We start from the raw sequence: 20,235 nt of genomic DNA on the forward strand, positions 1-20,235 counted from the left end.
TCACCCGAGGTAAGCCCATGAGTATGTCCTCCATACCCGCGCACTCCGGCTCTGGCAAGCTGTACAGCCTTGTAGAAAAAATTGGCAATAAAGTGCCCCATCCTTTTTTGCTGTTTGTTTATTTGATTGTTGTTTTGTCTGTGAGCACCGCCGTGCTTTCTGCTTTCAACGTCAGTGTTCGTAACCCCGCTGACGGCAGCATGGTGCAGGTCAAAAACTTGCTGAGCGCAGATGGTGTGCACTGGTTTTTGCCAAACGTGATTAAGAACTTCAGCGGGTTTGCGCCGTTAGGAGCGATTCTGGCTTTGGTTTTAGGGGCGGGCCTGGCGGAGCGCGTCGGGTTGTTACCGAGTTTGATGGTGAAAATGGCGTCCCATGTGAGTGCACGTTACGCCAGTTATATGGTGCTGTTTATCGCCTTCTTCAGCCATATTTCTTCAGATGCCGCGCTGGTGATTATGCCGCCGATGGGGGCGCTCATCTTCCTGGCGGTGGGTCGCCATCCGGTCGCCGGATTGCTGGCAGCCATTGCGGGCGTGGGCTGCGGGTTTACCGCGAATTTACTGATCGTGACAACCGATGTGCTGCTTTCGGGCATTAGCACCGAAGCCGCGCATACCATCGATCCCGCGATGCACGTTAGCGTGATTGATAATTGGTATTTTATGGCGACCTCGGTGTTGGTTCTGTCGATTGTCGGCGGCCTGATCACCGATAAAATCGTCGAGCCGCGCCTGGGGAAATGGCAAGGTGAAAACAAAGAAAAACTGCAACAACTTGATGATGTACAACGCTTTGGATTACGCGTCACCGGGATTGTGTCGCTGTTGTTTATTGCAGTTATCGCCCTGCTTTTAATTCCGGAAAACAGTTTGCTGCGTGATCCGGTGAAAGGCACGATTATCCCATCGCCATTTATTAGCGGAATTGTGCCGCTGATTATTATGTTCTTTTTTGTTATCTCGCTGGCTTATGGGATCGCGACGGGGAAGATTCGTAAACAGGCTGATTTGCCGCAGCTCATGATTGAGCCGATGAAGGAGATGGCCGGTTTTATCGTGATGGTGTTCCCGTTGGCGCAATTTGTGGCGATGTTCAACTGGAGCAATATGGGCAAGTTTATGGCGGTCGGGCTGACCGACGTGCTGGAAGGCTCCGGGCTAAACGGTATTCCTGCTTTCCTGGGTCTGGCATTGCTTTCGTCGTTCCTGTGTATGTTTATCGCCAGCGGTTCGGCTATCTGGTCGATTCTGGCACCGATTTTCGTGCCGATGTTTATGATGCTGGGCTTCCACCCCGCGTTCGCGCAAATTCTGTTCCGCGTGGCAGACTCTTCGGTTATCCCGCTGGCACCGGTTTCGCCGTTTATTCCATTATTCTTAGGCTTCCTGCAACGTTATAAACCCGATGCCAAATTAGGGACTTATTACTCTTTAGTATTACCTTATCCCCTCATCTTTTTGGGTGTCTGGTTGCTGCTATTGGTGGCGTGGTATCTTGTTGGCTTGCCGATTGGGCCGGGAGTTTACCCGCATCTTTAATTAACCGGAGCGAACAATGCTGACATTGCTGGAAGACAAGATCGTTACACCATTAGGGCCGTTATGGGTCATTTGCGACGAGCAGTACCATTTGCGTGCGGTGGAATGGGAAGAACATAACGACAGAATGGTGCAATTACTGGGTCTTCATTATGGCTCTGGCGGCTATCAACGTGTGGCTTGCACGGATCCAGATGGGTTAAGCGGCAAGCTGCGCGATTATTTTGAGGGTGATTTAGCGGTGATTGAAACGCTCCCTACCGCGACGGCGGGAACGGCATTTCAGCGCGAAGTGTGGCAAACGTTGCGCGCAATCCCTTGCGGACAGGTTATGCATTACGGACAGTTAGCAGACCAACTTGGCAGGCCGGGTGCAGCGCGTGCAGTGGGTGCTGCAAATGGTTCAAACCCGGTCAGCGTGGTGGTTCCATGTCATCGAGTGATTGGCCGTAATGGCACAATGACGGGTTATGCGGGAGGCGTAAGCAGGAAAGAGTGGTTACTGCGGCATGAAGGATATTTGTTGCTGTAGCACCCTAAGCGCAGAGGAATGTTCTTTATTCACACAATAATAATATGGATTAATATACAGTTCTATTAATTTCAATAGGATAGCTCTATAACCACAGGGTTATTAGCTGATATATTCTGAATGCGCTTTCATCATACTTACGTGCTCAAGAAAAAGATGTTAAAATTGACCAATATCAATAACGGCCCGAGCATATCTATGATCCCTGAAAAGCGAATTATTCGACGCATTCAGTCTGGCGGTTGTGCTATCCATTGCCAGGATTGCAGCATCAGCCAATTATGCATCCCCTTCACGCTCAATGAACATGAGCTTGATCAGCTTGATAATATCATCGAGCGTAAGAAGCCTATTCAGAAAGGACAAACCCTGTTTAAGGCTGGTGATGAGCTGAAGTCGCTGTACGCAATTCGTTCAGGGACCATCAAGAGCTACACCATTACTGAGCAAGGTGACGAGCAAATTACCGGCTTCCATTTAGCAGGCGATCTTGTGGGCTTTGACGCTATTGGCACGGGTATGCACCCAAGCTTTGCGCAAGCACTTGAAACCTCAATGGTTTGCGAAATCCCATTTGAAACCCTTGATGATTTGTCGGGTAAAATGCCAAATCTGCGCCAGCAGATGATGCGTTTGATGAGCGGCGAAATTAAGGGTGACCAGGATATGATCCTGCTGCTTTCCAAAAAGAATGCAGAAGAGCGTCTGGCCGCATTTATTTATAATCTTTCACGTCGCTTTGCCCAGCGCGGTTTCTCCCCTCGGGAATTCCGTCTGACCATGACTCGTGGCGATATCGGTAACTATCTTGGGCTGACGGTGGAAACCATTAGTCGCCTGTTAGGCCGTTTCCAGAAAAGTGGCATGCTGGCGGTGAAAGGTAAGTACATTACCATCGAAAATATCGATCTTCTTGCACAACTCGCTGGTCAATCGCGTAACGTTGCCTAGTATCTGCTTTCCTATGTGGGATCATAAAATTTTCCTGATTTATTGATCCCACAGAGACTTATCACCTGTTTCATTCATCACATATGGGTTAATCTTAATTTACAGACTGTGGTTAAGCAGTTGTAAGGAGACCTGTATGGCAAAGTATCAAAACATGCTAGTCGCTATAGATCCTAATCAGGACGATCAACCCGCCCTGCGGCGTGCTGTTTATTTGCATCAACGGATTGGTGGCAGGATCAAAGCATTTCTGCCTATCTATGATTTTTCCTACGAAATGACCACCCTTCTGTCACCAGATGAACGCACAGCTATGCGCAAAGGCGTGATTAGCCAGCGTGCGGCCTGGATAAAAGAACAAGCCCAGTACTACATCGATTCGGGTGTACCGATTGAGATTAAAGTGGTTTGGCATAATCGTCCCTTCGAGGCGATTATTCAGGAAGTGATCAGCGGTGGTCATGACCTGGTGCTCAAAATGACGCATCAGCACGATAAACTGGAAGCGGTAATTTTCACACCAACCGACTGGCATCTGCTGCGTAAGTGCCCAAGCCCGGTATGGATGGTTAATGAAAAACCGTGGCCTGAAGGCGGCCGAGCGGTCGTTGCGGTCAACCTTGCCAGTGAAGAGCAATACCACAACGCGCTCAATGAAAAGCTGGTTAAAGAGACTATTCGCCTGGCCGAGGATGTTAACCACACTGAAGTTCACCTCGTTGGTGCTTATCCAATTACTCCAATTAACATCGCCATCGAACTCCCTGATTTTGATCCAAGCGTTTATAACGATGCCATTCGCGGCCAGCATTTAGTTGCGATGAAAGCGTTACGCCAAAAATTTGGAATCGATGAGAAAATGACTCACGTCGAGAAAGGATTACCAGAAGAGGTTATTCCTGATCTCGCGGAACATTTGCAAGCGGGTATTGTGGTGCTCGGCACTGTAGGACGCACCGGTCTTTCTGCTGCATTCCTTGGCAATACTGCCGAACAAGTTATCGACCATTTGCGCTGCGATTTGCTGGTCATCAAACCTGATGATTACCAAACACCGGTAGAAATGGATGATGAAGAAGACGATTGATTTGTCGTTCAATCGGTAAAGAAAAGCCCGTTCATTAATCTGAACGGGCTTTTTGTTGGGTGGCGTGCTGAATCTCATACCAGATACCCATGTGTGGCGGGAAATGTTCATTCCCGCCACTGACCTCAAAACTTCACGATTACGACTTGTGACAAGCTAAGAATGCCGCCATCTCAATGCCTCCTTTTCGATAGTGAAATTCACACAGTGAATCTTTCACCAGAAAAATAATCATGAGAATTGTCAAACAGATAATGATAACGGTGAACAACCTGTTCTTTGACGACATCTTCGCCTCCTGCGTTGCAAACACAAAGTGAAGAGGCTACTATCATGGTGTCTATGCATGAGAGGGCCTCGGGTTGGTTTAACTAACTCGGGGCTTTTTTCTGTCTGCTTCTCACCACTGGCATTGAAGCAAACAGCTTCAGCACCCGGTGATACTTTACTCCTCACACCTTCTCTCATCTACATTATTTTTCTATATATTCAGTCAGTTAAATGTAATATTTCATTCACTTGAGTGATGGACACGCGGAAAAAAACCGCCCCGAAAGGCGGTTATGGTATGCGGCTCGCACTATTATAAAAAAAACTAGAGCGCTTTAAGAATCGCTTCAACGCTGGCTTTGGCATCGCCAAACAGCATTTGAGTATTCTCTTTAAAGAACAGCGGGTTCTGCACACCTGCGTAACCTGTGTTCATTGAACGTTTAAAGACGATTACGTTTTGCGCCTTCCACACTTCCAGCACTGGCATACCAGCGATTGGGCTGCGCGGATCTTCAAGCGCGGCCGGGTTAACGGTGTCATTCGCGCCGATAACCAGAACTGTGTCGGTATCGGTGAAATCATCGTTGATTTCATCCATTTCCAGAACCACATCGTACGGAACACGAGCTTCAGCCAACAGAACGTTCATATGGCCTGGCAAACGCCCAGCAACCGGGTGGATACCGAAGCGAACTTTGATACCACGCGCACGCAGCTTCTCAGTAATCTCTGCCACCGGATATTGCGCCTGCGCAACAGCCATGCCGTACCCTGGAGTAATGATCACAGACGTTGAGTTTTTCAGCATGTCTGCTGTGTCTTCAGCTGTGATTTCACGATGCTCACCGACTTCGTCATCTTCACCAGTAGAAGAACCGTCAGTACCAAAACCACCGGCAATTACGCTGATGAAGGAACGGTTCATTGCCTTACACATGATGTAAGACAGAATCGCACCGGAAGAACCAACCAATGCACCGGTTACAATCAGCAAGTCATTGCTGAGCATAAAACCAGCTGCTGCTGCTGCCCAACCGGAGTAGGAGTTCAGCATTGAGACGACAACTGGCATATCTGCACCACCAATTGACGCAACCAGGTGCCAGCCAACAATCAGTGCGATGATAGTCATCACCAGCAATGCTAATACTTGCAAGCCAACGCTTTCAGTACGCACGAAGATGATGAGCATAGCGAAGGAAACAACCAGCGCCGCGAGGTTCAGTTTATGACGATGTGGCAACATTAACGGTTTAGAGGAAATCTTACCGCGCAGCTTACCAAACGCCACAATGGAACCCGTGAAGGTCACCGCACCAATAAAGATACCGAGGAAGACTTCCGTTAAGTGGATGTTTTCCATAATCGGCTCAAGGCCAGGAGCATGATCCAGATAGCTGTTAAAGCCAACCAGAACCGCAGCCAGACCCACGAAGCTGTGCAAAATTGCTACCAACTCCGGCATCTCGGTCATTTCTACTTTCTTGGCAAGATGGATACCGATGGCACCACCAATCACCATGGCAACGATAATCCAGACAACGTTGCCAGTTTCTGGCCCGAAGATGGTCGCAACCAATGCGATACCCATACCGGCCATACCGAACAAGTTGCCCTGCTTAGATGTTTCGTGTTTTGACAGCCCCGCCAGGCTGAAAATAAACAGAATAGCGGCAACAATGTATGCTGCTGTAACTAATCCACCAGACATGTGTTACCCCTTAGTTCTTCCGGAACATTTTCAGCATGCGCTGAGTGACGGTGAAACCACCAAAAATATTGATACTGGCAATCAGTACGGCAACAAAGCTCAGGAAGCTAACCCAGCCGCCATGACCAATTTGCAGCAATGCACCCACCACAATAATCCCTGAAATGGCGTTAGTGACCGACATCAGGGGCGTATGTAGAGCGTGTGAAACATTCCATACAACGTAGTAACCAACAACACACGCCAGCGCAAACACGGTGAAGTGGCCGAGGAACTCTTTAGGCGCAACGTCAGCAAGCCAGCCGAACAGAATGATCGCCAACGCCATAAACGCATATTTGCGCCATGGTGAAGCCGGTTTTTTATCTTCGACAGGAACAGCGGCTTTCTTCGCCGCAGCTTGAGGCTGTGCAGAAACCTGAATTGGCGGTGCCGGCCAGGTGACTTCTCCATCACGAATAACCGTCACACCACGAATGACAACATCTTCAAAATCAATCACGGTATTGCCATCTTTCTCTTTGCAGAGCAGTTTCAGCAAGTTAACCAGGTTGGTACCGTAAAGTTGAGAGGATTGCGTTGGTAGGCGTCCTGGCAGATCGGTGTAACCAATAACTTTCACACCGTTTGGCGTTACAGTCACCTGGTCGGCAACGGTATATTCGCAGTTACCACCGTTTTGCGCTGCAAGATCGACAATCACGCTGCCCGCTTGCATGGAGTCAACCATTTCACGGGTGATAAGTTTTGGAGCCGGTTTGCCTGGGATCAACGCCGTAGTAACGATGATGTCGACTTCTTTCGCCTGGGCTGCAAACAACTCCATTTCGGCTTTAATGAAGGCTTCAGACATCACTTTGGCGTAGCCATCACCGCTGCCTGCTTCTTCTTTAAAGTCCAGTTCAAGGAACTCAGCACCCATACTTTGCACTTGTTCTTTAACTTCTGGACGAGTATCGAAGGCGCGCACAATAGCACCAAGGCTGTTGGCTGCACCAATCGCCGCAAGGCCCGCAACACCAGCACCGATGACCATCACTTTCGCCGGTGGTACTTTGCCCGCAGCGGTAATTTGCCCGGTAAAGAAGCGGCCAAATTCATGAGCGGCTTCAACAATTGCCCGATAACCCGCAATGTTAGCCATTGAACTTAGGGCATCGAGCGACTGCGCACGTGAAATACGTGGCACGGAATCCATCGCCATTACGGTGACATTTTTAGCGGCAAGCTTTTCGAGCAACTCAGGATTCTGAGCAGGCCAGATGAAGCTCACCAGCGTGGAACCTTCACGCAATAGCTCAATTTCGCTATCTTGCGGTGCATTCACTTTCAGAACGATGTCAGATTGCCAGACGTCAGCGGTATCTGAAATGGTCGCGCCAACTTGTACAAATGCTTCGTCATCAAAGCTCGCCAGTTTACCCGCGCCGCTTTCGACTGTGACGGTGAAGCCCAGTTTCAGCAATTGCTCCACTGTTTTTGGCGTGGCTGCCACGCGGGATTCGCCCGCCCACCGCTCTTTTGGTACCCCAATACGCATAGTATTCCCTTCCATCTGATTTTTTGTTGATGGTTTGTCAGACATTGCCTTGGCAATCGTCAGTTCCGTTACCAGGTCAATTAAAAATACATCTGTAACAAACTATTTATAACCTACTGAAAATAACGCCTGTGATCTAGATCAGGATCTCAGTATTTGTATCATTATCGTAAAAATTTAGCTCCAGGGCCTTAAGACAGCTCTTTTCGACTAATTTTCATCTACAACACCTGATAATACGCTTCATCAGTGCGGCAATTCACGATTCTGCGCCGCTGTAAATTGCACATTTAACATTACATTAACCAATTAAGTTGTAAGCTTTACCACTTTTACTGGTCAAAGCACTCTTTTATGAAGCTATAAATTTTCGTTATGAAAAGTAGCTGAAATCAATAATTGCAGGGTGCGAGATACCGCAGGCAGTTACACGTTGCAACCTACAACCTTAAGCCTGCCAACTTACACAATTTTTTCCACTTTTCATGCCCCTTTCGTCATAGAACACCGAATTTTAAGCCCTTTATCTGAAGCCTCAGTCCGCGATAAAAGCAATGAAACAAACCAATCCTATGCGGAATTAACACACGCCATAAAGTTGCATGAATGATGAGAGAACATTACGATGAACTGATTAAAACACGCGCAATCTACAGACGTCTCAAGCAGCCGCCTTTGATCAACCCCACTTTCAAATAAATTAGCTAATAAAAGCATGACCCTACAGTACCAGTATCCAGAGCATCTTCGTCATATACTTAAAACTCTTCCATCAAGTCCTGGTGTATATATTTTCTACGGTTCGGATCAAAGCTTTCCTCTCTACATCGGGAAAAGCATCAACATTCGTAGTCGTGTTCAGTCGCATTTCAGAACACAATCTGAAGCGAAATTACTGCACATGACCACTCGTATTGAATTTCACCAAACCATTGGTGAGATTGGCGCCCTGTTACTTGAGTCCCAACTCATAAAGAATCACAGCCCACTCTTCAACAAAAGGTTACGAGTGACGAGAAAGCTTTGTTCTCTTCGTATTACTGACCAAACAACACAATTTGTATTCAGCAGCGAAACCGACTTCACAAATGTTAATGGCTTATTTGGGCTGTTTAAAACCAGGCATGCAGCTATAGACCAGTTAAGAGAGTTGGCAGACAAGGAACAACTTTGTTGTGGGGTATTAGGCCTTGAAAAGTTGACTGCTGGCAGGCCGTGTTTCCGTTTCTCGTTGAACAAATGTGCGGGTGCGTGTTGCGGGAAAGAGACTATTGAGCATCACCAGGAACGGCTTAGAAGTTCTCTTGAATCGATAAGAGTCCGGAGTTGGCCATACCCTGGACGCATTGCTATAAAAGAGAAATCAGGAGATCAAACTGAGTACCATATATTGAATAACTGGCTGTATTTGGGAACGGTAAACACTCTGGAGTCAGGTAAAGCAATGGTTACTCCCCCCTCACATTTTGACCGGGACAGTTACAAGATTCTTTGTCGATATGTTTTCCAGAGCGATGCCGTAAAAATCGTTGAGCTAGACTGACTGGCAAATTCTACTGCTCTTTGCTTCATATCTTTGTTGAGATAACCACCGTACTTACCAAACTCGGCATATATACCCTTACTGGGCGGTTTCAGCTGGTACAAATCCTGCTTTTATCGCCGGACAGATGGGACACGAGAATGCGCAAATGGTATATACGGTCTACTCTGCGTGGATTTCAGGATTAGATGCTGATCAAGTCAGTCTTTTGAATAGCAAGATTGGTAATGCATAAACGGCTACCATGTCCCTATTATGCCATTTTATCAATAAGTTAACTTGATAACGCAAGCTAAATCAATCAGTTGTAGATTAGCCACTATTTCAATGCAATAATCGGCGGCTAACAGGTAACCCTCAGAGAATGCGGTATTTGTATTCATTTTGCGCAAGGCGAAGGACTATTTTTATGAAGCTCAAGAACACCCTTCTGGCATCAGCACTGATTTCCTTAATGACGCTGTCTGCTCAGGCGGCAACGGAACTGACACCGGATCAAGCTGCAGCTCTTAAACCATTTGATCGCATTACTATCACTGGTCGTTTCAATTCGATTGGTGACGCTGTCGATGCTGTTTCCCGTCGTGCGGATAAGATCGGCGCCGCATCTTTCTATGTTCAGGGTACAAGTGATGCCAGCAGTAGCGGTAACTGGCGCGTAGTCGCTGATGTGTATCATGCTGATGCCCCTAAAGCCGAAAAGACGTCCAACCGCGTTATTAATGGTGTGACGGAGTTGCCGAAAGACCAGGCATATGCTCTTGAACCATTCGATACAGTGACAATTCAGGGCTTTTATCGCAGCCAACCTGAAGTTAATGATGCAATCACTCGTGTAGCTAAAGAAAAAGGTGCGGACTCCTTCTTTATTGTGCGCCAGATTGATGCTAACTCCGGTGGTAACCAACGTATTACCGCTTTCATCTATAAAAAAGATGCCAAGAAACGTGTTCTGCAAAGCGCTGACGTGATTCCTGCTGATTCAGAAGCAGGTAAAGCGGCGCTGGCTGCCGGTGGTGCTGCAGCCGCCAAAGTTGAGATCCCAGGGGTTGCAAGCTCCAGCACACCAAGCTCTGATGTTGGTCGCTTCTTTGAAACACAAACCACTCAAGGCGGGCGTTACACTGTAACGCTACCAGACGGCACTAAAATTCAGGAACTGAACAAAGTGACTGCCGCTCAAATGGTTCCATTTGATAGCGTGAAATTCACTGGCCACTATAGCAGCGGTACTGAAATTTCTTACCAGGTTGCAAAACGTGCGGCCAAGAAAGGTGCGAAGTACTACCACATCACTCGTCAATGGGATGAACGTGGCGGTAACATGACAATTAGCGCTGATTTGTATAAATAAGCGCAGCTTTTGTAGCAAAAAGGGTGGCTTTGCCGCCCTTTTTTTATTTCCCGAGCATTTTATGGCTCATGTCATTGCAAGCAGCGTCTACACTCCGTAAAATTCCGCGCCTTAGTGTTACCCACCATTTTTATGCATAAAAACATGATAATTATTCTGGGTCTTATTTGAATATCACGGGACTGCTATGGAAAAGAAACTTGGCCTCGCCGCATTAACTGCATTGGTATTGAGTTCGATGCTCGGTGCTGGTGTATTTAGCCTGCCGCAAAACATGGCGAGTGTAGCCAGTCCCTCAGCATTACTGATTGGCTGGGCCATTACCGGTGCAGGTATTTTGTTGCTGGCGCTGGCAATGTTGGTGCTAACCCGCCTGCGGCCCGATCTGGACGGCGGAATTTTTACTTACGCACGCGAAGGTTTTGGTGAACTGATCGGATTCTTCTCCGCATGGGGCTACTGGCTTTGTGCAGTGATCGCCAATGTCTCCTATCTGGTTATTGTTTTCTCCGCACTGAGTTTCTTCACCGATACGCCGGAACTGCGCTTGTTTGGTGATGGGAATACCTGGCAGTCGATTATTGGGGCATCGGTGCTACTGTGGATGGTTCACTTCCTGGTACTTCGCGGCGTGCAAACGGCGGCCAGTATCAATCTGGTTGCCACACTTGCGAAGTTATTGCCGTTAGGTCTGTTTATCGTTCTCGCCGCTTTGGCCTTTAAACTTCGTACCTTCACCCTAGATTTTAGCGGGATTGCGCTAGGTGTTCCCGTTTGGGAACAGGTCAAGAACACCATGCTGATTACCCTTTGGGTATTTATTGGTGTTGAGGGTGCAGTGGTGGTTTCTGCTCGTGCGCGTAATAAAAATGATGTCGGGCGAGCAACACTTCTTGCTGTGACTGCGGCATTAGGCGTGTATCTGCTCGTCACATTGCTTTCGTTGGGGGTAATTGCCCGTCCGGAACTCGCCGGTATGCGCAATCCTTCGATGGCCGGATTAATGGTCGAAATGATGGGCCCTTGGGGTGAAGTTATTATCGCTGCTGGACTTATTGTTTCAGTGTGTGGTGCCTATCTGAGCTGGACTATCATGGCCGCAGAAGTGCCATATCTTGCAGCCACACATAAAGCCTTCCCGAAGATTTTTGCTCGTCAGAACAAGAATAATGCACCGTCTGCTTCGCTGTGGCTTACCAATATTAGTGTCCAGATTTGCCTGGTTTTGATTTGGTTGACGGGCTCAGATTACAACACGCTGCTGACAATCGCTTCAGAGATGATTCTGGTTCCCTACTTCCTGGTAGGTGCCTTTTTGCTAAAAGTGTCGACCCGCCCTCTGCATAAAGCAATTGGCTTTGGGGCATGCATTTATGGCTTATGGCTGTTGTATGCATCAGGCCCCATGCATTTACTGCTTTCGGTGGTATTGTATGCGCCGGGATTATTAGTCTTTATGTATACGCGCAGCACGCATACGCATGACATCAAACTTAATTTCAAGGAAAGATCTGTCATTTTCCTGATGCTGGTGGCTGCGTTTCCTGCAACATGGGTACTGGTGAAGTAAATCACCAGAAAACAACAGTAAGGAGTCGTCGATGGAGATAACATCATCCGCCCGTCCCATTTTGATTACTGGTGCCGGTAAACGAATTGGCCTGGCACTGGCGCGACACTTCCTGGCTCAAAAGCAACCCGTCATTATCAGCTACCGTACGCGTTATCCGGCGGTAGATGAGCTAGAACAGGCAGGGGCAACTTGCCTGTTCGCAGATTTCTCAACTAATCAGGGTATTGAGCAATTTGCCCTGAACGTCACACAGTGTTGCGACGGCCTGCGTGCCATTCTGCACAATGCCAGTGCCTGGCTTCCCGAGCCCTCTCACTCGTCACCCGCTCAGACCCTGGCTGAAATGCTACAAATTCACGTTAATACCCCCTATCTTCTCAATCATCTTCTTGAGCCGCTATTGCGTGGAGGTGGGCATTCCAGTGCCGATATCATTCATTTCACCGATTACGTTGTAGAACGTGGAAGCGATAAGCACATTGCCTATGCAGCCAGCAAAGCTGCTCTTGATAATATGACTCGCTCGTTTGCCCGCAAACTGGCACCTGAAGTCAAAGTGAATGCCATTGCGCCAGCAATGATCATGTTCAATGAGCATGACGACAGCGAGTACCGAAAAGCAGCATTGAATAAATCGTTGATGAAAATAGTGCCTGGTGAACAAGAAATAGTTGGGTTAGTAAATTATCTGTTGAACAGCAGCTACGTGACAGGCCGCACCCATTGCGTAGATGGCGGCCGCCCACTTAGATAATTTTGTTTACCCTCGATTTATGGCATTAAAACCTATTGCAGTGTATGTTTTCTTTTTGATCCAATGTATCGGGCTATGAGCAAAATCGTATACGTAGAAGACGATCCTGAAGTAGGAGCGTTAATCGCCGCCTATCTCGGCAAACATGACATTGACGTTATTGTTGAAAGCCGTGGTGATTGCGCTGAAGCAACAATTCAGCAGCAGCGCCCTGACCTTGTGTTGCTTGATGTCATGCTCCCCGGCAAAGATGGTATGACATTGTGCCGTGACTTGCGTCCTCAGTGGGATGGCCCGATTGTGCTGCTTACCTCTCTGGACAGCGATATGAACCACATATTGTCACTGGAGATGGGCGCTAACGACTATATCCTCAAAACCACGCCTCCAGCCGTTCTTCTTGCACGCTTACGCTTGCATTTACGCCAACGCGTTTCTGCGCAACATACTGTCGAAAGTAGCCCTACAGCGCTCAAACCTCACAAAGCTATGCGCTTTGGTGCGTTGTGTATTGACCCGGTCAATCGTCAAGTCACCCTTGGTTCAGAGAACATCACACTTTCCACTGCTGATTTCGATCTACTTTGGGAACTGGCGACTCACGCGGGGCAAATTATGGATCGCGATGCATTGCTTAAAAATTTGCGTGGGGTGACCTACGACGGTCTGGATCGTAGCGTTGACGTCGCTATTTCACGCCTGAGAAAGAAACTCTACGACAGCGCTACTGAGCCATTTCGTATCAAAACGGTGCGTAATAAAGGCTATTTATTCGCCCCACATGCCTGGGAAAGCGAAGTTTAGGTGTTCAATATTTTATTTGCTTAACACTATAAGTAACCGTTCATTTAATGAGCGGTTACTTTGATGCAACTACTTCCTTTCGAAATCCCTCCTCATATATTTCACAGCCTCACCCGACTAGTTTTAATTGTGTAAACTTATGTATAGAAATACACCTAACTTATATGATAGATTTCTGTCTGTGATTTGCTTCAAAAAATCAGATTAATATTTCACAAAAAAACTATTTTATTATTACTTTGTGTTCTTTTTGTTACTTATCTGAATTAACAAAAAAAACTTTAAATTTCATTCACGGGCAAAAATCCGTGAATGTAGAAAAATAGCTAATTTCACCTTGCCGTAACACCGGATAACTCGCTCTGACAATCCAGTTATCTGTTTAAAAACACCATTATGAGCGTAATTGCTTCAGGTAATTTTGTGATAAAAGTGTGGCTACAAAATAATTTTTTGCATCGTTTGAATAACAGTCAAATCAAGTTATTAAACAATCGTTATGCCCATGCCATTATTGCCAGCACCATGGCTATTGTTCCCTTATCGATTGTTCGTGGTTTGGTTATCACTGCGTCGGTACTTTGTGATACTGCAGGGTTTAACCAGGCAGCTCTGTGGTTTATGCAGCTACAGATTGGTTTCTTAGCGCTAGCACCACTGGTGATGAATATCTATGTTGCGGTTCACTGGGCCGTCAGAAACCGCCTGTCGCAAATATACTGTATCGCGTTAAGCATCAGTACGTTGATGATCTTCCGACGAATCATGGATGATAACGCACAATTTTTCCTGGATATCAGCATTCCTATGGCTTTGGCCTCCGGAATAATTGGTAATGTATTACAGGAAATCGTCAGTAAGAATCTGTTAAAAATTCGCCAATGGAAGGATAACAATAACGTCACAATTGTTTCGTTTTTTGTTACGTTAATGGTAATTGCCCTATTCAGCAGCATTATAAAATTAGCTGCTGAAGCTGGCTTACACCATACAATGAATTTATTCAGCCAACTGTCACTTTATTTTTACCCAACTAATTTTCTAAATGGCATTTCATACGTCCTGTTGCGCAGTGTTCCATGGTTCTTTGGTCTACATGGCTATTATCTATTTATGGACATTGATGTTGCTTTTACTGCAGCAGCAAAATTAAATATTAATGATTGGTATTCAGGTCGTGGCGCACTCAATATTCTCAGCCCTGTCTTCTACGACATGTGGTGTAATTCTGGTGGTACAGGAAATACACTGAGTTTAGTCATCTGCATTTTAATGCAGAAAAACAGTCCGCACCGCCGCCTGTTGACCATCGCCGGGCCAATGGCATTGTTTAACATCAACGAACCACTGATTTTTGGTTTTCCGATTGTTCTCAACCCGGTAATGATTATTCCGTTCGTCCTGACCCCGTTAGTCTCTTACATCGTGGCGTACGGGGCGACTTACTATAGTTTCATCCCGCGGATTACCGCAATCGTTAGTTGGTCAACGCCAGGGCCTATCAAGGTGTGGTTAGCCAGCGGGGAATCCAGTGCTGCCGTGATGCTATATATTGCTCTTGTCGCTCTAGGCGTGGCTATTTATTACCCATTTGTCAAAAGTACATTAAAACAAAAAAGCGCTGTAAATAATGACATGGACTTACTGACCGGTGAGGTAAAAACCAGCCAACCGACAAACTTTGAGATGGTGCCTAACTACAATCATGTTGTAGAAGAAAACAGTAACCTTGAAGCACAAAGACAGATAGAAAAACTGCAAACCAGCGGTCAATTCATCCTGTATTTCCAGCCGCAGATACGTTTATCTGACAATAAAATCTTTGCCGTTGAGGTTTTGATCCGCCATCAGGATGACCACGGAAAGATAACGCCACCAACATTCCTGAAATATTATGAGCGTGCTGGTTTGATGCCGGAGATAGATTTCTGGGTGATGGAAAACGCACTGGATTATGTGCGAGAAAATATGCCTGAAACAGAGGGCATGACTCTATCGGTCAATATTTCCCCACAAACGTTGGTCGACTATCGACTTCTGCACATTGTGAATAAAGTGCTGACTAAACCATTACCTGCTGGCTGGAATCTTGAGTTTGAGATAACAGAATCACAAAAGGTTCACGAACCTGTGCGTGCCGCAGAAGTGTTAGAAAAGTTGCGCAGTCTCGGTATCAAAATCGCCCTTGATGATTTTGGTTCTGGCTATTCAACACTGCACTATTTGACCCGCTATCCGTTGGATAAGATTAAGCTAGATAGGTCGATGGTTCTCGGTTTGGCCAAGCCTGATGGGTTTAGCTTCCTGCAACAGGTAGTTAAATTATGCACGGTTGTTCAATGTGAAATACTCATCGAAGGTGTTGAAACCGAGCAAGAATTAGAACTTGTGAAAATGGCCGGCATTGAATTGTGCCAGGGTTTCTTGTTCCACCGCCCTTTGCCGGGAGAAACCGTGTGTCAACTTTTGGCGGAACAACACAAGATGGAAATGCAGCCAGGCCATACTCTGCCTGAGGTTGAAGTTATAGCTTAAGCCACCATTGTCATTAAACACCGCGTTTATACACACCAGATATTGTCAGCAGGGGCAAACCCTGCTTTCATACCCTGCCAACTGGGGTAAGAAAATTCTAAAATGACATCGCTCATATCCCCGTAGCGCTCCTGTAAAGCAGGAGCCAGTCTTCAGATACGTAATAACCCGGTGATTTTCATTGAAAAAGTTATTTATACAATTCTATCTTTTACTGTTCGTCTGCTTTTTGGTGATGACCATGCTGGTTGGCCTGGTATACAAATTCACCGCTGAACGTGCAGGTCGCCAGTCGCTAGATGATTTGATGAAAAGCTCACTGTATTTAATGCGTAGCGAGTTGCGAGAAATTCCTCCTCGCGACTGGAACCGCACCATTAAAGATCTCGACCTCAATTTATCCTTTAAGCTGCACATTGAGCCAATGGATAAATTCAAGCTTGATGAGATGACCATGCATCATCTGCGCGCAGGCGAAATTGTCGCTCTCGACGATGAATATACATTTATCCAGCGTATCCCTCGCAGCCACTATGTACTGGCCGTTGGGCCAATACCGTATCTCTTTTTCTTACACCAAATGCGCTTATTGGACGTCGCACTGATGGCCTTTATTGCTATCTCCCTCGCCTTCCCCGTATTTATCTGGATGCGACCGCATTGGAAGGACATGCTCAAACTGGAGACGGCAGCGCAAAGATTAGGGCAAGGACATCTTGATGAGCGAATTCATTTCGATAGCGCCTCAAGTTTTGAGCGCCTGGGCGTCGCGTTTAACCAGATGGCCGATAGCATTAATGCGCAAATCGCCAGTAAGAAGCTCCTGATTGACGGGATTGCTCATGAACTTCGTACACCATTAGTCCGCTTACGTTATCGCCTGGAGATGAGTGATAATCTTACCGAAGCGGAATCACTTGCGCTAAACCGCGACATTGGACAACTGGAAGCGTTAATTGAAGAATTGCTAACCTACGCACGTCTGGATCGCCCGCAAACTGAGTTACAACTGGCAAGTGTCAACGTTCCTCGCTGGCTTGATGAGCACATTGCCGACGTCAGAATTATTCATCCCCATCTCGATATCTTGCTGGATACCCCACCTAGCGGCAATTTTGGCCTGATTGACCTACGCCTGATGGAACGCGTGACAGATAACCTGGTCAACAACGCACTACGTTACAGCAATGAGAAATTACGTATTAGCCTGTGGCTTGACAGACAAACCGCGATTTTGCAGGTAGAAGACGATGGCCCAGGTATACCCGCAGAAGAACGCGAACGAGTATTTGAACCATTTGTTCGCCTCGACCCAAGCCGTGACCGCGCTACCGGTGGCTGTGGCCTTGGGCTGGCAATTGTGCATTCTGTCGCAACCGCTATGGAGGGTTCTGTAGTCGTTGATAGCGGTGCCTTGGGTGGTGCTCGTTTTCGCTTTAGCTGGCCAATTAAGACTGAATCCGCAATGTCACTGGCCTCTATCAAGCCAAGCCGCTAAAAATCACATTGTCCCCATGCCTGACTTTCGCAACACTGATGGTCAGGTTCATCTCCTTGTGTTATAAACAATAAATAGTATGTTGTAACTAATGTGGTGGCGAAATGACAAAATATGATTTGATTGAGCGCCTTAACAGTACATTTCGCGAGCTCGAGCGAGATCTCCGTCTGTTTAGTGAACAACTCGACAGCTACAGGTTGTTAGTTGGTCGCGTCTTTCAACTGCCTACGGTTGATAAAGGGAATGAACACGATGCGGTAAGCAAAATCGAGGTGACACAACGACTTGGTAGAGAAGCACATCAGGCCACCCTCGCCCATTTCACTCATTTGTTTATCCAGCAGCAGTCCGAGAAAACCAGCAGCAAAGCCGCTGTGCGCCTGCCTGGTGCGGTTTGCTATCAGGTTGACGAAACCTCCCGTCTTCAGACTCAAACCCTGGTAGTACGCATTAATCAGCGTAAACAGGAGCTTGAAAACATTATCAGTGTGGAGTCGGGGCTGCCCAGCGTGCAGCGCTTTGAGTGGGTTCACCGCCAGCTTCCTGGGCTTATCACCCTAAATGCTTATCGCTCTATTACACTGCTGGAAAACCCCACTACGTTGAATTTTGGCTGGGCAAATAAACAAATCATCAAGAATTACTCACGCCGGGAAGTTATCGAAATACTCGAAAAGAGCCTCAAAGCGAATCGCGCTGTACCGCCCTACACCCGTGAGCAATGGGCGGAGCAAATTACCCGTGAGTTAAATTCCATTACCAGCCTTTCAGATAACGTACGCTTGAAGATTAAACGACCGGTAAAAGTACAGCCCGTTGCCCGCGCCTGGTACCAGGAGCGTAAAAAACAGGTACAACATGCCTGCCCGTCACCTTTGGTGGTGCTGTGTAACCGTGATAATGGCGAAATGCCACCGGATATGGGGGAGTTACTGAATTATGATGCGGAGAATATTCGTCATCGCTATAAGCCGGATGCGCAACCACTACGGCTGGTAATCCCGCGCCTGCATTTATACAGCGAGGAATAAATGCAGGCGCGTCGGCCTTACTGTTTCATGTTGCCAACCATCTCTTCTGGTCGTACCCAGGCATCAAACTCGTCTTCACTTAGATAGCCAAGTTTCAGCGCTGAAGCTTTCAAAGTTAGCCCTTCTTTATGGGCTTTCTTGGCAATTTCTGCTGCTTTGTCATAACCAATATGCGTATTGAGTGCAGTCACCAGCATCAGTGATTCGTTCAGTAATTGCGTAATGCGGTCACGATTCGGCTCAATACCCACCGCGCAATGTTCGTTAAAACTTTCCATACCATCTGCCAGTAAACGCACCGATTGCAAGAAGTTATGAATCACCATCGGGCGATAAACATTGAGCTCAAAGTTGCCTGACGCCCCACCCATATTTACCGCCACATCGTTACCCATCACCTGGCAGCAGAGCATCGTCACCGCCTCACACTGGGTAGGATTCACCTTACCAGGCATAATTGAGCTGCCCGGTTCATTCTCAGGAATAGCGATTTCACCAATTCCACAGCGCGGGCCAGAAGATAGCCAGCGCACATCGTTGGCAATTTTCATAAGCGACGCCGCCAGCCCTTTTAGCGCACCATGCGAATGAACCAGCGCATCACAGGTCGCCAGTGCTTCGAATTTATTCGGCGCGGTGATAAACGGTTGCCCGGTAATTTCTGCGAGTTCTTTGGCGACGCGTACTGCGTATTCGGGATGGGTATTCAGCCCTGTTCCAACAGCCGTACCGCCTAATGCTAGTTCGGCAACGTGCGGCAGACTGTTTTCAACATGCCTGAGATTATGCTCAAGCATCGCTACCCAACCGGAAATCTCCTGGCCCAGGGTAAGCGGGGTTGCATCTTGTAAATGAGTACGGCCAATTTTAACGATGTCACGGAAGGCTTCCGCTTTACCCTGCAATGTCTCTCTCAATAGGGTTAGCTGCGGGATAAGTTGTTCGCGCACTGCAATGACAGCAGCAACATGCATCGCCGTTGGGAAAACGTCATTCGAACTTTGGCTCTTATTCACATCGTCGTTCGGGTGAACTTTTCGATCCATGCCACGCACGCCGCCAAGAATTTCGCTCGCCCGGTTTGCCAACACTTCGTTCATATTCATATTGCTCTGTGTACCCGAGCCGGTTTGCCAGATAGCCAGTGGGAATTCATCCGGGTGTTTGCCCGCCAGAACTTCGTCGGCCGCCTTAATAATGGCGTTGCCACGATCCTCCACCAGCAATCCGAGATCCATATTTACCTTCGCGGCAGCTCGCTTGGTTAATGCCAACGCGTGGATCAGCGCCGTGGGCATTTTTTCGGTGGAAATACGGAAGTGCTCAAGTGAGCGCTGAGTTTGCGCGCCCCACAGTTTATCTGCCGGGACGTCGATTGGGCCCATTGAGTCTTTTTCACTGCGACTTGATGCCATTTCATTCTCCTTAGACATAGAGCATCCCCCAAAATAATTCGAGGTGCGTCAAGGCGACAAAGGAGCTTATCCCGATGAGCTTACATAAGT

16 protein-coding genes are annotated in these 20,235 nt (G+C 47.4%); 12 read left to right on the forward strand and 4 right to left on the reverse strand.

Translation table 11 applies throughout. From position 1 onward, the window contains the following. The first annotated feature begins 17 nt into the window (after positions 1 to 17). The 4 genes from abgT (at position 18) to uspE (ending at position 4,111) form a co-directional block, all read left to right on the forward strand. Positions 18 to 1,541, forward strand: a complete 1,524-nt coding sequence (gene abgT / locus LVQ77_RS03370; protein ID WP_232903674.1) for a p-aminobenzoyl-glutamate transporter — start codon at positions 18 to 20, stop codon at positions 1,539 to 1,541. A gap of 16 nt (positions 1,542 to 1,557) precedes the next feature. After that, on the forward strand, positions 1,558 to 2,073 hold the full coding sequence (ogt, locus tag LVQ77_RS03375; protein WP_232903675.1) for a methylated-DNA--[protein]-cysteine S-methyltransferase: 516 nt from the start codon (positions 1,558 to 1,560) through the stop codon (positions 2,071 to 2,073). Positions 2,074 to 2,271: 198 nt separating this feature from the next. Then, complete coding sequence (gene fnr / locus LVQ77_RS03380; RefSeq protein ID WP_134183258.1) at positions 2,272 to 3,024, forward strand: fumarate/nitrate reduction transcriptional regulator Fnr; 753 nt, start codon at positions 2,272 to 2,274, stop codon at positions 3,022 to 3,024. A 136-nt stretch (positions 3,025 to 3,160) separates the two neighbouring features. Then, complete coding sequence (gene uspE / locus LVQ77_RS03385; RefSeq protein WP_064554050.1) at positions 3,161 to 4,111, forward strand: universal stress protein UspE; 951 nt, start codon at positions 3,161 to 3,163, stop codon at positions 4,109 to 4,111. Between the two features lie 139 nt (positions 4,112 to 4,250). Here uspE and LVQ77_RS03390 read toward each other — a convergent pair whose 3' ends face one another. From LVQ77_RS03390 to pntA, 3 genes are all read right to left on the reverse strand, one after another. Continuing rightward, positions 4,251 to 4,400 (reverse strand): Hok/Gef family protein, encoded by a 150-nt coding sequence (locus tag LVQ77_RS03390; RefSeq protein ID WP_232903676.1) that lies wholly within the window; start codon positions 4,398 to 4,400, stop codon positions 4,251 to 4,253. Between the two features lie 306 nt (positions 4,401 to 4,706). Beyond that, on the reverse strand, positions 4,707 to 6,095 hold the full coding sequence (gene pntB / locus LVQ77_RS03395; protein WP_064518602.1) for a Re/Si-specific NAD(P)(+) transhydrogenase subunit beta: 1,389 nt from the start codon (positions 6,093 to 6,095) through the stop codon (positions 4,707 to 4,709). 10 nt (positions 6,096 to 6,105) lie between these two features. Then, positions 6,106 to 7,635, reverse strand: coding sequence for a Re/Si-specific NAD(P)(+) transhydrogenase subunit alpha (pntA, locus tag LVQ77_RS03400; RefSeq protein ID WP_151993336.1), 1,530 nt, complete (start codon positions 7,633 to 7,635; stop codon positions 6,106 to 6,108). 715 nt (positions 7,636 to 8,350) lie between these two features. Between pntA and cho the strand changes: the two genes are divergently transcribed. The 8 genes from cho to tus all read left to right on the forward strand — a co-directional run bounded on the left by cho (position 8,351) and on the right by tus (position 18,730). Beyond that, a complete protein-coding gene (cho, locus tag LVQ77_RS03405; RefSeq protein ID WP_232903677.1) occupies positions 8,351 to 9,178 on the forward strand; it encodes an excinuclease Cho in 828 nt (275 codons plus the stop codon). Positions 9,179 to 9,587: 409 nt separating this feature from the next. After that, positions 9,588 to 10,532, forward strand: coding sequence for a DUF1471 family protein YdgH (ydgH, locus tag LVQ77_RS03410; RefSeq protein WP_232903678.1), 945 nt, complete (start codon positions 9,588 to 9,590; stop codon positions 10,530 to 10,532). A gap of 187 nt (positions 10,533 to 10,719) precedes the next feature. Beyond that, on the forward strand, positions 10,720 to 12,102 hold the full coding sequence (locus LVQ77_RS03415) for an amino acid permease (RefSeq protein ID WP_064518598.1): 1,383 nt from the start codon (positions 10,720 to 10,722) through the stop codon (positions 12,100 to 12,102). Positions 12,103 to 12,133: 31 nt separating this feature from the next. Continuing rightward, positions 12,134 to 12,859, forward strand: a complete 726-nt coding sequence (gene folM / locus LVQ77_RS03420) for a dihydromonapterin reductase (protein ID WP_232864462.1) — start codon at positions 12,134 to 12,136, stop codon at positions 12,857 to 12,859. A 75-nt stretch (positions 12,860 to 12,934) separates the two neighbouring features. Then, on the forward strand, positions 12,935 to 13,663 hold the full coding sequence (gene rstA / locus LVQ77_RS03425) for a two-component system response regulator RstA (RefSeq protein WP_151993332.1): 729 nt from the start codon (positions 12,935 to 12,937) through the stop codon (positions 13,661 to 13,663). 396 nt (positions 13,664 to 14,059) lie between these two features. Further along, positions 14,060 to 16,198, forward strand: coding sequence for an EAL domain-containing protein (locus LVQ77_RS03430; protein ID WP_232903679.1), 2,139 nt, complete (start codon positions 14,060 to 14,062; stop codon positions 16,196 to 16,198). Positions 16,199 to 16,379: 181 nt separating this feature from the next. Continuing rightward, a complete protein-coding gene (rstB, locus tag LVQ77_RS03435) occupies positions 16,380 to 17,696 on the forward strand; it encodes a two-component system sensor histidine kinase RstB (RefSeq protein WP_232903680.1) in 1,317 nt (438 codons plus the stop codon). Between the two features lie 104 nt (positions 17,697 to 17,800). Then, positions 17,801 to 18,730 carry a DNA replication terminus site-binding protein gene (gene tus, locus LVQ77_RS03440; RefSeq protein ID WP_232903681.1) on the forward strand — a complete coding sequence of 310 codons (930 nt, stop codon included), beginning with the start codon at positions 17,801 to 17,803 and terminating at the stop codon, positions 18,728 to 18,730. A 17-nt stretch (positions 18,731 to 18,747) separates the two neighbouring features. Here the strand turns inward: tus and fumC are convergent, their stop codons facing one another. Continuing rightward, positions 18,748 to 20,145 (reverse strand): class II fumarate hydratase, encoded by a 1,398-nt coding sequence (gene fumC, locus LVQ77_RS03445; RefSeq protein WP_232903682.1) that lies wholly within the window; start codon positions 20,143 to 20,145, stop codon positions 18,748 to 18,750. Positions 20,146 to 20,235 lie beyond the last annotated feature (90 nt).

Origin of the sequence: Buttiauxella cochleicola, from assembly GCF_021282435.1 — a bacterium.
GTDB lineage: Bacteria > Pseudomonadota > Gammaproteobacteria > Enterobacterales > Enterobacteriaceae > Buttiauxella > Buttiauxella massiliensis.

Coding starts and splice junctions, on each gene's coding strand:
- abgT (WP_232903674.1), top strand. CDS start 18: ATGAGTATGTCCTCCATACCCGCGCACTCCGGCTCTGGCAAGCTGTAC.
- ogt (WP_232903675.1), top strand. CDS start 1,558: ATGCTGACATTGCTGGAAGACAAGATCGTTACACCATTAGGGCCGTTA.
- fnr (WP_134183258.1), top strand. CDS start 2,272: ATGATCCCTGAAAAGCGAATTATTCGACGCATTCAGTCTGGCGGTTGT.
- uspE (WP_064554050.1), top strand. CDS start 3,161: ATGGCAAAGTATCAAAACATGCTAGTCGCTATAGATCCTAATCAGGAC.
- LVQ77_RS03390 (WP_232903676.1), bottom strand. CDS start 4,400: ATGTCGTCAAAGAACAGGTTGTTCACCGTTATCATTATCTGTTTGACA.
- pntB (WP_064518602.1), bottom strand. CDS start 6,095: ATGTCTGGTGGATTAGTTACAGCAGCATACATTGTTGCCGCTATTCTG.
- pntA (WP_151993336.1), bottom strand. CDS start 7,635: ATGCGTATTGGGGTACCAAAAGAGCGGTGGGCGGGCGAATCCCGCGTG.
- cho (WP_232903677.1), top strand. CDS start 8,351: ATGACCCTACAGTACCAGTATCCAGAGCATCTTCGTCATATACTTAAA.
- ydgH (WP_232903678.1), top strand. CDS start 9,588: ATGAAGCTCAAGAACACCCTTCTGGCATCAGCACTGATTTCCTTAATG.
- LVQ77_RS03415 (WP_064518598.1), top strand. CDS start 10,720: ATGGAAAAGAAACTTGGCCTCGCCGCATTAACTGCATTGGTATTGAGT.
- folM (WP_232864462.1), top strand. CDS start 12,134: ATGGAGATAACATCATCCGCCCGTCCCATTTTGATTACTGGTGCCGGT.
- rstA (WP_151993332.1), top strand. CDS start 12,935: ATGAGCAAAATCGTATACGTAGAAGACGATCCTGAAGTAGGAGCGTTA.
- LVQ77_RS03430 (WP_232903679.1), top strand. CDS start 14,060: ATGAGCGTAATTGCTTCAGGTAATTTTGTGATAAAAGTGTGGCTACAA.
- tus (WP_232903681.1), top strand. CDS start 17,801: ATGACAAAATATGATTTGATTGAGCGCCTTAACAGTACATTTCGCGAG.
- fumC (WP_232903682.1), bottom strand. CDS start 20,145: ATGGCATCAAGTCGCAGTGAAAAAGACTCAATGGGCCCAATCGACGTC.